The following is an 11,781-nucleotide window of genomic DNA, read 5'->3' on the forward strand; positions in this document are numbered from 1 at the left end:
CCCCTTTTGCGTGCGCGCGAAAAGTGTTGGGACACAAAGGAAAACCGGGGTTGACAGCAATCCGAGCGTCATGTCACGCTTTCTGCACGGCACACGTATGCCCAAAGCGGAAAACGTTCCCACTGGTTGAGCATTCCGCGAATTCCCCATTATCTGCCTTTACTCATGAGGGGTGAACTATGTCCGAGATCGAGCGGCATTCCGGTTCCGGGGTCGATGTGGCGATCGTCGGAATGGGTCCACGAGGGCTTTCCGTGCTGGAGCGCCTGCTCGTGCGGCTGACCGAGGAACCCGCCGCGCCTGCCGTCCGGATCTGGACCATCGATCCCGGCGAGCACGGCGCGGGCCGGGTCTGGCGCAGTTCGCAGCCGGACTGGTTCGCGATGAACACGGTCACCGGCGAGGTCAGCCTCTATTCCGGCGAACCGGATGGCGGACCACCGAGAGCGGGTGCCGGGCCGTCACTGCACCAGTGGCTGACCCGGCATCCGGACAGCAGGTTCTCCGCGCTCGGCCCGTGCGACTACGCGCCCCGCCCGGTCTTCGGCGAGTACCTGACCAGCGTGTTCGACGCACTGGTCACTTCGGCGCCACCCGGTGTCGAGGTCATCCCGATCACCGCGCAGGTCACCAGGATCGACGAGGTCGGCGGCCGGAAACGGCTGACGACCGAGGACAAGGCGATCGTCGCCGACAAGGTCGTGCTCGCCACCGGGCATCCCAAGGTGGTGCCGAACGGCTGGGACGACGAGTTCCTCCGGTTCGCCGAAGACCATCCCGGCGCCACTTATCTGCGCGGCGACTCGGCCGCCGAGATGAACCTCGAGACCATCCGCCCCGGTGAACCGGTCGGTGTCATCGGGCTCGGCCTGACCTTCTACGACGTGCTCGCCGCGCTCACCCACGGCCGAGGCGGCGAGTTCGTCACCGAAGGCGGCTTGCTGCGCTACCGGCCGAGTGGTCACGAACCGGCCATCGCCGCCGGCTCACGCAGCGGGCTGCCGATGCTGGCGCGCGGACGCAACCAAAAGGCGCCGAGCTATCGGTATCGCCCCCGGTTCGTCACCGATCTGGCGCTGACCGCGGCGCGCTACACGGCCGAACGGACCAGGGGGTCCGCGCAGCTGGACTTTCTCACCGACCTGTTCCCCTTGCTGCAGCTGGAAGTCGAGCACGTCTACTACCGGACGCATCTCAAACGGATGAAGGGACAGCTGGCCGAGCGTGAGTTCGCCAAGCGTCACCTCGCGATCGCCCGCGAGAATCCCGCCGCGGTGCGTGACCTCCTGGTTGAATTCGGGCTCGAAAACCTTCCGCCGATCGACATGCTCGGCATGGCGCGGCCGTTCAAGGGCGAGATCTTCGCCTCGCCGGGCGAGTACCACGACCGGCTGCTCGCGCTGCTCGACGCGGACGTCGCCCAAGCCGAACAGGGCAATATGGACGGTCCGCTCAAGGCCGCGCTCGACATCCTGCGTGACACCCGCGGGTTCCTGCGCTCGGCCGTCGACTTCGGCGGCCTGCTGCCGGAGTCGCATCGCGACGATTTCCTCGGGTTCTTCAATCCCGTCAACACGATGGTGTCGGCGGGGCCACCGGCCATCCGGGTTTCCCAGGCGTGCGCGCTGCTGCGCGCCGGGGTGCTGACCGTGGTCGGTCCGGCCACCGAGGTCCGGACCGATCCCGGCTCCGGCCGGTTCGCGCTGCACTCGGCGCAGGTCGAAGGCTCGCGGCGGCTGGTGAGCACGCTCATCGACGGCCGGATCCCGCGCCCGTCGCTCGACCTCGACTCGGCGCCGCTCACCCGTCAGCTGCTCGCCGACGGCGTGATCAGCGAGTACTTCAACGGCGACTTCGCCACCGGCGGCCTGGCCGTCACCCCCGCGCCGTTCCTGGTGATCGACGGCACCGGCCGTCCCGACCCCGATCTCTACGCGATCGGCATCCCCACCGAGAACGTCCGCTGGTTCACCCAGATCGGCAACGGCAGGCCGGGCCCGCTGTCCGGGTTCCACGCCGATGCCGACGCCATCGCCGCCGACGCGCTCGCCGAGGCGCGGGCTTTCACGTCCGCGCTCGCCGCTTAAGGAGAATCATGAGCAACACCGAACGGTTTCGTGCTGCCCGCGATCTGTTGCTGGAGCTGCGCGAAGACCACGATGCGGCCTACGAAAGGTTCCGCTGGCCCGAGTTCGACGAGTTCAACTGGGCGCTCGACTGGTTCGACGCCATCTCGGCGGGCAATTCCCGTGACGCGCTGAGGATCGTCGACGGTGCCTCGGTCACTTCGGTGACCTACGAAGAACTTTCACGACGGTCCAGTCGCGTCGCGAACTGGTTGCGCGAGCAGGGTGTCGAGCGCGGCAACCGCGTGCTGCTGATGCTCGACAACCAGGCCGCGGTCTGGGAAACCCTGCTGGCCGCGATGAAACTCGGCGCGGTCGTCATCCCGACCTACACCACGATCGGCCCCGCCGACCTGGCCGACCGGCTGGCGCGCGGCGCGGTGTCGCACGTGATCACCACCGCCGCGCTGACCGGCGCGTTCGCCGGCGCCGATCTCACGAAGATCGTGGTCGGCACGCCGGTCGAAGGCTGGCTGAACTACGCGGACGCCGCGAACGCGTCACCCGAGTTCGTCCCGGACGGACCGACGCCCGCCGACCAGGAGTTGTTCCTCTACTTCACCTCCGGCACGACGTCGAAGCCGAAACTCGCGCAGCACAACCACACCAGCTATCCCGTCGGGCATCTGTCCGGGATGTACTGGAACGGGGTCCGGCCCGGCGACGTGCACCTCAACATTTCGGCGCCCGGCTGGGCCAAACACGCCTGGAGCAGCTTTTTCGTCCCCTTCAACGCCGAAGCCACGGTGCTTTCGGTCGCCAACCCGACCGGTTCGGCCAAGGTGGTGCTGGACGCGCTCGTCGACCACGGCGCGACCACGTTCTGCGCGCCGCCGACGGTGTGGCGCCTGCTGATCCAAGAGGACCTGCGGCAGTGGCCGGTCCGGCTGCGGGAGGCGGGCAGCGTCGGCGAGCCGTTGAACCCCGAGGTGATCGAACACGTCCGCCAGGCGTGGGGGATCACCGTGCGCGACGCGTTCGGCCAGACCGAGACGACCGCGCAGATCGGCAACACCGCAGGCCTGCCGGTCCGGCCGGGTTCGATGGGGAAACCCCTGCCAGGCTACGAAATCGTGCTGGTCGACCCGATCACCGGGCTGCCTGCCGACGAAGGCGAGATCTGCGTCAAGCTCGACCCGCGACCGGTCGGCGTGATGAGCGGCTACCTCGGAAACCCCGAGAAGAACGCCGAAACCTTCGCCAATGGCTACTACCACACCGGCGACATCGCCAGCCGCGACGCGGACGGCTACCTCACCTATGTGGGTCGCGCGGACGACGTGTTCAAGTCCTACGACTACCGCGTCTCGCCGTTCGAGCTGGAGAGCGTGCTGCTGGAACACGAAGAGGTCGCCGAAGCGGCCGTCGTGCCGAGCCCGGACGTGGTCGGTTTGGTCGTGCCGAAGGCTTTCGTGACGCTCGCGGCCGGTGTCGAGCCGTCCGAGTCGACGGCCAGGTCGATTTTCGCGCACGTGCAGGACCAATTGGCACCACATCAGTGGATCAGGCGGCTCGAATTCGGGCCGCTGCCGAAGACCACCTCCGGCAAGATCCGCCGGGCCGAGCTGAGGAAGCTGGAGAACGCCAGGAAGTCCGTTGTGGACGGTGAGTACCTGGCGCAGGACTTGTTCGACCTGGTCGCGCTCGGCGCGCCGGGCATGGGCTGAAACCACTTATCTTTCAAGGAGAATAGTCATGCACAACGTCACCATCTACCGCGATGTCTTCGGCAAGGGCCTGCACGACGGCAGCATCAACTGGACGGCCTACAACCAGACCGGCCGCAGCGGCGTCGACGTCGAATGGCTCTACACCGGTGAGCAGACCGGTGAGACCAAGGCCGAGGCCTACATCGGCCGCTTCGCCCCCGGTTCGCACGGCGACCTGCACGAGCACCTGGGCTTCGAATTGCTGCTGGTGCTCGAAGGCGAGCTGCACAACAGCAACGGCGACGTCTACCCGCCGGGAACGCTGATCCTCGAAGACCCCACGAGCATCCACCAGGTCTCCAGCCCGAACGGCTGCGTGGCGCTGGTCGTCCGTGAGAAGGGCACCCGCCCGCTCACCGCCGCCGAGAAGGAAGAACTGTTCGCCGCCTTCGCCTGACCGACCCCCCCCCCACGCCACTACCTTCTTGGAGAACCCGTCATGACCAGCATGCTCGAACGGACCGCGACCGCGGTCCACCAGACCCCGGTGACCACACCGACCGAAACCGCGCTGAAGCGCAAAAAACCGCACGGAGCGAATTACCGCTGGGCGGTGCTCGCGATCGGTTTCGGCGCGCAGGCGGCGTTTTCGGTCGCTTTCCAGGGCATCCCGGTCGCCGGGCCGCTCATGCAGACCGCGTACCAGCTGACCACCGGCCAGCTCGGGCTGGTGCTGTCGTTCATGTCGCTCGGCATCGCCGTCAGCGACGTGGTCTGGGGCATCGTCTCCGACCGCATCGGCGAGCGCAAGGTGCTGGTCGCCGGCATGGTCGGGCTGACCGTGGTGCTGGGACTGATCTCGGCCTTCCTGGTGCCCTCCGGTGGTCAAATACCGACCATCGCCCTGCTGTCACTGGGTTTGCTCGTCGCCGGCGCGCTCGGCGGCAGTGTCAACGGCGCGAGCGGCCGCGCGATCATGGCCTGGTTCAGCAAGCGTGAGCGCGGGTTCGCGATCAGCGTCCGGGTGACCGCGGTGCCCGTCGGCGGCGCGATCGGCGCGGCCGCGCTGCCGTTCCTGGCGATGAACTACGGCTTCCGCGGTGTGTTCGTCTTCCTGACGGTGATCTCGCTGGCCGCCACCGCGGCGATCTACTTCTGGCTGGACGAGCCCCCCGTCGCCAAGGTCGCTCCGAAGGTCAAGGGCGAGAAGCGCGTCTCGACGGTGCCCAGCCCGCTGCGCGTCTGGAACGTCTGGCGCGTCGCGATCGCGTCCGGCCTGCTGACCTGCCCGCAGTTCGTCGTGCTCACCTTCGCCGGGATCTACCTGCACACCGCCAAGGGCGTCGGCATCGGCACCATCGCCGGGCTGCTGGTCGCCGTCCAGGTGCTCGGCGCGGTCAGCCGGGTCTGGGGTGGCCGCTGGACGGACCGCCGCGACGGCCGCCTGCGCCGCACGGTGATCAAGTGGATGAGCTGGATCACCGCGGTCGGGTTCGTCGGTGTCGCGATCGCTTCGGACGCGCCGGCGCCGGTTTCGGTCTCCCTGCTCTGCGTCTCGGGTGTGTTCGCCTGCGGCTGGCACGGCATCGCCTACGCCGAGATCGCCGAGATCGCGGGCGCCGAGCGCAGCGGCACCGCGCTCGGGCTGGAGAACACCATGGTCTTCGCCGGCGCCTTCATCACGCCGGTGCTGATCCCGGTGATCCTGGACTTCTCCGGCTCCTGGGCGGTCACGATGATCGTGATCGGCGCGGTGCCCGCGATCATCGCGGCGGTCTTGGTCCCCCGAGAAGGTAAGTGACTAGTTAGTATCTGCGAGCTGATCCATCAGCTTGCCCGCCAGGTGGAGCACTTCCCGCTCCGTCTCCGACAAACCGGCCATCGCTGACGCGAGCCACGCGTCGCGCTCACCCACATCGCGGGTGAGCGCGGCGCGGCCCTGCTCGGTCAGCACCAGGATGTGCTGGCGTTTGTCCTGCTCGTCACGTTGCCGGGTGATCAGCCCGTCTGCCTCGAGTTCCGCGAAAACCCTGGTCAGCGACTGAGGTTGCTGATGCTCGGCCGCGCCGACCTCGCTGGCGGTCGACGGGCCCTGCCGCAGCAGGTGACTCAGCACGCCGAGCTTGTTGGCGCTGAGCGCGCCAGGGGAGCGCACGGCACGCATCCGGCGCGTCAGCCGCATCGCGCCCTGGCGAAGCCCGGCCGCTGTCGCCAGGTGACTGCGTTGCTCGTCGTCGGTCATATCGCTAAGATATCACTTACTATGAGACGTTCTTGGTGGTACCGGCTGACCCATTTCGACCCCGGGCTGCGCGAGCTGCGGGCGATGACGGTCGCCATGGTGGCGGTGCTCGCCACCTACGGTTCGGCGCTGCTCGTCGAGCACGCGGCGGACCTGCGCGTCGACGTCGTCATCCAAGCCGTCGTGCTCGCGATGACCATGGCCCGCACCTTGCGCGGCGCGGACTACTGGAACTTGGGCCTCGCTTTCGTGGTGGTGCCTGCGGTCGCGGCGGGCACGAACGAGCTGAACTCACTGTTCGCCAGCGACCACGTCACCGCCGACATCGTGTTCGTCGCCGTGGTCGCGTTGTCGATCGGGATCCGCCGGTTCGGCGCGCGGGCGACCAAGATCGGGTCGCTGACGGTGCTGCCGCTGGTGTCGATCCTGGTCATGCAGGGACCGTTCGCCCGCCCCGGCGGTGACGACCACAGCCTCTGGGTGGCGTTGTTCGCGCTCATCGCCTGCTGCTGGGTCGCTCTCACGTTGGTGGTCGCCGGCCTGCTCGGCTTCGTCGAACCGGTGCGCGCGGTGCCATGGCGTTCGGACACCCCGGCGGTCAAATCCGTATCCCGGATTCCGGCGAGCACCCGGATGGCGCTGCAGATGTCGGCCGCGCTGACGGCCGCGTTCGTGATCGGCCGGGTCTTCTACGCCGACCACTGGACCTGGGTGGTGCTGACGGCGTTCATCGTGTGCAGCGGCGCCCGCGGCCGCGGTGACGTCGTCCACAAAGGCCTGCTGCGTGCGCTGGGCGCCGCGCTCGGCACCGTGGTGGCCACGGGGATCGCCGGGCTGATGGGCCGCAACGACCCGATGTCGATCGTGATCATCTTCGCGGTCCTCGCGCTGGCCACCTGGTTGCGGACGCAGAGCTACGCGTATTGGGCGGCGTGCGTGACCTCCGTGTTGTCCCTGCTGTACGGGTATTACGGCGAAACCGGCACCGACCTGCTCCAGACCAGGCTGATCGAGATCCTGATCGGCAGCGCGCTGGGCATCGCCGCGTCCTGGCTGATCCTCCCGGTCAAGACGAACCAGGTCGTCCGGCGCCGGGTCGCCGACGCGCTGGAACGCCTGTCCCAATTCCTGGGTTCACCGGACTGGTGTGAGCCCGAAGAACTCGCGCGGCGGCAAGCCCGGTTCGACAAAAGCGTCGGCTTGGTCCGTCAGCTCGCCGGTCCGTTGGAAGCGATCAGGCGGCTGCGCGGAAAGGCCGGCCACGCCGACGCGATCGACGCGGTCCGGCAGTGCGTTCGGCCGGTGCGCGTGCTCGTCACATGCCTGGAGGCCCACCCCGAGCTCCGCACCGACCCCGAACTGACCGAATTGCGCGCGCTCGTGTCCGCGAACGTCACGGCGATCCGGCGTGCGATCGGCCGCCAGCCCGGTCCCGCCTACTCGCCGGTCGAGACCGCGGGGCGGTCCAAAGCGGTTTCGTCCCTTGTGGACATCGATGCCGCACTCGGCGAACTGGCGCAGGTGTTCGTTCCCGTCCGCGAGCCGGTGCCGTCCTGAGTACCTTGGATGCGGTGACACCGCGCCCTTTGCCGAATCAGGCAACCGCACTGCTCGAAACCCTCCCCGCCCCGCCACGGCTCGTCGCGCATCTGCGGCTGGTGCACGACGTGGCCTGCGACCTGGCGGAGTGGCTGTTTCCCGTCCTGCCGTTCGACCGGGAGGCGGCGTTGTTCGGCGCGGCTACCCACGACATCGGCAAGATCCTGCACCCCGCCGAGCTGTCCGGGCCTGGTTCCGAGCATGAGCGGGCCGGATATGAACTCCTGCTCGAGCAAGGCGTCGACGAGGACTACGCGCGTTTCGCGCGCACGCACGCCTCGTGGCATTCGCCGGAGATCCGGCTGGAGGACCTGGTGGTGAGCCTGGCCGACAAGATCTGGAAGGCCAAGCGGGTGCCCGATCTCGAACAGCTGGTCGTGGACCGCATCGCCGCGGTCGGCGGGCGGGAGAAGTGGCAGGTCTTCATGGAGCTCGACGACCTGCTCGACCGTCTCGCCGCGACCGCCGACCGCAGGCTCGCTTATCAAGCAGCACACCCCGTCTGAGCTGAAGGGGTCAGCGGAACGGCAACGGTGGCGAGGCCGGGTCTGCCGTGAACACCACCGCCCTCAGATCGCCGTCGGGAATGTGGATGGTGTCGCAGTCCAGTGCGATCTGCCCCAGATCCTCATGCGGCACCAGCATCCGGCTGTCGTGCTGCCCGGCTGTGGGCGTGCTCGCCCAGAGTTCGGCGAATACGGCGCTGGCGCGCTGGAGGTCGGCGGTCAACGATGCCAGGTCTTCGTCCGCGGGGTAGCGGGTCGAGGCCGCGTGCAGCTCGGCGACCAGCAGGCGCTGGAAGCGCGCGTCGTCATCTGGCGATCGCCGCACCTGGCCGCCCTGGCCGACGAACACCCGCCAGGGGATGTTGCCTTCGCGTGGGTGGAACGAGGGCGTTCCGCAGGCCAGCGCTTGCCAAGCCTGGTTCCAGCCGACGACCGTCCACGTGGCGTCGAGCACGCACACCGGCGTGCTCTCTATCCGGTCCACGAGCCGGCGCGCGCCATCACTGAGCCGCCGTGGCACCCGCCCTTCCACCGGCGCGTAACCGGCCAGCGTGCACAGGTGCTCGTACTCCGCCCTGCTCATCCGGAGTGCTCGGGCCAAGGCGTTCAGCACGCTGGGCGAGGGATTCCGGCGACCCTGCTCCATGCGTTTCAGGTGATCTGTCGACACGCCGGCCAATTCGGCGAGCTCTTCCCGGCGCAGGCCGCGCGTGCGCCTGCGACCGTGGCCGACGACACCCACCTGTTCGGGCTGGGTGCGTTCACGTCGCTCCCGCAACACCGTTCCCAAAGTGCTCGCGTCCGACATGACCGAAGAATATCAGCGGCATCGGCCAGGAGGGTGGACATCTTGGCCCCTGCTACGGCGGCCGAAACCCGGAAGAATGATCACCAGGAAGACGGAGACAGCGCACGCGAATCCGTGTTGACACACGCTCCGCTCTCGATGTTTTACCGATCGTTTTCGCGATGAAGGAATTTTCATGACTGATGTCGACTACCTCGCTGACCGGGTCGCTGTCGCCGAGACCATGGCCCGTTTCGCTTGGTCGCAGGATCTCAAGGACTGGGGCGGTCTGCGTGCGATTCTCGCCGACACCGTCACGATGGATGTCTCCGAGCACGTGGGCGCGCCGTCGCAAGAATTGAGTGCCGATGATTTCGTGGTCGCCAGCCAGGCGATGCTGGAGGGGTTCCAGAGTACGCACCATTCGACCTCCAACGTCATCGTCGAGGTCGAGGGCGACCACGCTACCTACCGGAGTTTCGTGGTGGCCTACCACCATGTTCCCACCGACGAGGTCGACTGGCTCGTCGTGCGTGCTTTCTGGCACGTCGACCTGCGGCGGATCGACAATGAATGGCGGCTCAGGCGCATCCGCGTCGTGCGGAAAGCCCCTTTCGCGGGCAACCCCGAGCTTTACGCGATCGCCAAGGGGGTCGCGGACAAAGGCGGGAGAAAAGTGAGTGCGTCGCCCGGCGAAGTGCGCGCCGTTCCGTTTCGCATGGCCGCGGCGATGTCCGATCGTGACGTCGAAAAGCTGGTGGCCAATTACACCGACGATTTCGACTGCGTGCTGCCGGTGCACCCTGATCGCTCCTTCCGCGGTGCCGACCAGGTTCGCGCGAACTACACGAAGATCTTCGCCCGGTATTCGAACGGCCTGGACGCCCGGGTCATCGACTCCGTGGTGGACGGTGACCGGGTGTGGACCGAGTGGGAGATGATCGGCACGCGGGCCGACGGAGTCGTCGAGACCATCCGCGGCACCGTCATCATCCGGGTCGAGGACGGCCGCGCCAGAGCCGTCCGCTTCTACCTCGATCCGGTCGACACCCCGGATGCAACGGCACAGCTGAACATCCTCGGCTGAAATCCGGCTCGGCAGCCGAAGTGACTCTCAGGAGTGGATTTTCATGCACCTCACCGTTCTCGCCGCGTCCGGCCCGACCGGACTTTCCCTGACCCGGCAGGCACTCGAACGTGGCCACATCGTCAGGGCCATCGCCCGCGATCCGGACCGGATCACCGTTCCGGACGCCCCGGGGCTGACCAAGATCGTCGCGGACGTGTTCCGCACCAGCGAGATCGACTCGGCGCTCGAAGGCAGTGAACTGGTGCTGTCCGGACTGGGTGTGCCCAAGGGGACGAAGCCGGGTGTGCTGACCGCGGGCGCCCGGTCGGCGGTGGCGTCGGGCGCCCGCGTCATTTGGCTGGGTGCTTACGGCACGGGGCCTTCGGCCGCGGTGGCAAGCGCGCTCAACCGGCTGGTACTCAAGGGACTCGGAGCGGAGGTCGCCGACAAGGTCGAGTCGGACGCCGTGGTCACCGAAGCCGGCGGGACGGTTTTCCACGCCGGACCCCTGTCGAACAAACCGATCAGCCCGGACCGGCGCACCGTCGGGCTCGATGCCTCCCCCAAGAGCATCTTCCGCATCATGGTGAGCCGGGACACCGTTGCCGCCGCGATGCTCGACGAAGCGGAGAACCCGCGGTTCCCCGGCCGGATCGCTGTCCCACTCACGCGCTGACCTGAAGCCCCGACCTTCGCGAAACCCGAGTTCAGGCCATTGGCTGGCCTGGTCGCCTGACCCAACAACGAGCCTCTACCGAACCCGGGGCGGTTCATGCTCAGGGCGGAGTGAGTGCGGTTTGCGGCGTTGAGCGACGCAAGCCGCACTCGCCCAGGCGCTAGGCCCAGGTAGTGAGGGGGCCGTCATCCACGGTCGGTGTGGGTGAGGGCCTCCCTCACCCGAGCTGAGTGGGTGGGGGCCTCCCTTACCCGTATATACGGTCGAACTAGGCCCTCACGCCGCGGATCCGAGTGAAGTAGGCCCTCACCCAGGCCGGACCACGCCCCTGCCGCGGACGGGGCAGCCGAGAAGGGGGTCGTGAGTGTTTAGACCGGTTAGAACCGGCCATACCACTCACGACCCCACGCCGAGCCGCCGATCACGCCACCTTTGCGTTTCCCCTCAATAGAACCGCCCGCAACGCTCACGACCCCAGAAACCCCAGCGCTCCAAGGAAAGCGCGTACGTCGTCGAGCGCGCCTTCGAACGGCACGTGTCCCGCCGGGTACCAGTGCCATTCCACCGGGTAGCCCTGCATGCGCAGGATTTCCCTGGCCCTGCCCCCGATCTGCACCGGGATCACCAGGTCGTCACGGCCGTGCCCGATCCAGACCGGCAACCCCGCGTTCGAGGGCGCGAGCGTCGAGGTCAAGCGCGTCCCCGTCACCAGATAGGGCGCGTAGAGCAGTGCACCCGCCAGCCGTTCCGGATAGCGCAGCGCGGTGAGCAACGCCATCGCCGCGCCCTGGGAGAACCCGGCGAGCAGGACGCGGTCCGCGCCGACCTGCTCGGCCTCGGCCGCCACCAGCTGCCTGAGCTGCGACTCGGCGGCGGCCAAGGTGTCGAGGTCGGCGTCGCCCAGGTTGTAGATGTTCTGGTCGAACCAGGCGCGCACCGGGATGTTCTTCGTCTTGGACCGCAGGCGTTCCGGGGCGCGCGGGAAGACGCCGCGCACCCCGGCCCGTGCCAGGCCCAGTTTTTCGGCGATCGGCAGCAGGGCGTCGTTGTCCTGGCCGATGCCGTGCAGCCAGATGATCGTGGCCGTGTGGGCGCCCTCGGGCTCCAGTAGCTCGATGTCCATGGCG

General features: G+C 67.9%; 11 protein-coding genes. 8 read left to right on the forward strand and 3 right to left on the reverse strand.

Annotation, left to right across the window (positions count from 1 at the left end; all coding sequences use genetic code 11):
* Nucleotides 1–179: 179 nt before the first annotated feature.
* From AB5J62_RS06885 to AB5J62_RS06900, 4 genes are read left to right on the forward strand one after another with little or no spacing between them, the layout of a single operon-like run.
* Nucleotides 180–2,087, forward strand: coding sequence for an FAD/NAD(P)-binding protein (locus tag AB5J62_RS06885; RefSeq protein ID WP_370947272.1), 1,908 nt, complete (start codon nucleotides 180–182; stop codon nucleotides 2,085–2,087).
* Nucleotides 2,088–2,095: 8 nt separating this feature from the next.
* Nucleotides 2,096–3,793, forward strand: a complete 1,698-nt coding sequence (locus tag AB5J62_RS06890) for an AMP-binding protein (RefSeq protein WP_370947273.1) — start codon at nucleotides 2,096–2,098, stop codon at nucleotides 3,791–3,793.
* Between the two features lie 28 nt (nucleotides 3,794–3,821).
* Nucleotides 3,822–4,232, forward strand: coding sequence for a cupin domain-containing protein (locus tag AB5J62_RS06895; protein ID WP_370947274.1), 411 nt, complete (start codon nucleotides 3,822–3,824; stop codon nucleotides 4,230–4,232).
* A 42-nt stretch (nucleotides 4,233–4,274) separates the two neighbouring features.
* Nucleotides 4,275–5,576, forward strand: coding sequence for an MFS transporter (locus tag AB5J62_RS06900; RefSeq protein ID WP_370947275.1), 1,302 nt, complete (start codon nucleotides 4,275–4,277; stop codon nucleotides 5,574–5,576).
* Here the strand turns inward: AB5J62_RS06900 and AB5J62_RS06905 are convergent, their stop codons facing one another.
* Nucleotides 5,577–6,017: a MarR family winged helix-turn-helix transcriptional regulator gene (locus tag AB5J62_RS06905; RefSeq protein ID WP_370947276.1), complete on the reverse strand. Its 441-nt coding sequence runs from the start codon at nucleotides 6,015–6,017 to the stop codon at nucleotides 5,577–5,579.
* A 21-nt stretch (nucleotides 6,018–6,038) separates the two neighbouring features.
* Here AB5J62_RS06905 and AB5J62_RS06910 point away from each other — a divergent pair, with 21 nt between their 5' ends.
* Together AB5J62_RS06910 and AB5J62_RS06915 are read left to right on the forward strand one after the other, a co-directional pair.
* On the forward strand, nucleotides 6,039–7,574 hold the full coding sequence (locus AB5J62_RS06910; protein WP_370947277.1) for an FUSC family protein: 1,536 nt from the start codon (nucleotides 6,039–6,041) through the stop codon (nucleotides 7,572–7,574).
* Between the two features lie 14 nt (nucleotides 7,575–7,588).
* A complete protein-coding gene (locus AB5J62_RS06915; RefSeq protein WP_370947278.1) occupies nucleotides 7,589–8,122 on the forward strand; it encodes an HD domain-containing protein in 534 nt (177 codons plus the stop codon).
* A gap of 10 nt (nucleotides 8,123–8,132) precedes the next feature.
* Here the strand turns inward: AB5J62_RS06915 and AB5J62_RS06920 are convergent, their stop codons facing one another.
* Complete coding sequence (locus tag AB5J62_RS06920; protein WP_370947279.1) at nucleotides 8,133–8,930, reverse strand: helix-turn-helix domain-containing protein; 798 nt, start codon at nucleotides 8,928–8,930, stop codon at nucleotides 8,133–8,135.
* A gap of 175 nt (nucleotides 8,931–9,105) precedes the next feature.
* Here AB5J62_RS06920 and AB5J62_RS06925 point away from each other — a divergent pair, with 175 nt between their 5' ends.
* Both AB5J62_RS06925 and AB5J62_RS06930 read left to right on the forward strand, forming a co-directional pair.
* Nucleotides 9,106–9,996, forward strand: a complete 891-nt coding sequence (locus tag AB5J62_RS06925) for a nuclear transport factor 2 family protein (protein ID WP_370947280.1) — start codon at nucleotides 9,106–9,108, stop codon at nucleotides 9,994–9,996.
* Between the two features lie 43 nt (nucleotides 9,997–10,039).
* Nucleotides 10,040–10,654 (forward strand): NAD(P)-dependent oxidoreductase, encoded by a 615-nt coding sequence (locus AB5J62_RS06930; RefSeq protein ID WP_370947281.1) that lies wholly within the window; start codon nucleotides 10,040–10,042, stop codon nucleotides 10,652–10,654.
* Between the two features lie 466 nt (nucleotides 10,655–11,120).
* On the opposite strand, the gene AB5J62_RS06935 is transcribed toward AB5J62_RS06930, so the two are convergent.
* Nucleotides 11,121–11,777, reverse strand: coding sequence for an alpha/beta hydrolase (locus tag AB5J62_RS06935; protein WP_370947282.1), 657 nt, complete (start codon nucleotides 11,775–11,777; stop codon nucleotides 11,121–11,123).
* Nucleotides 11,778–11,781: the final 4 nt, after the last annotated feature.

Source organism: Amycolatopsis sp. cg5, from assembly GCF_041346955.1.
In the GTDB taxonomy this organism is placed as follows: domain Bacteria; phylum Actinomycetota; class Actinomycetes; order Mycobacteriales; family Pseudonocardiaceae; genus Amycolatopsis.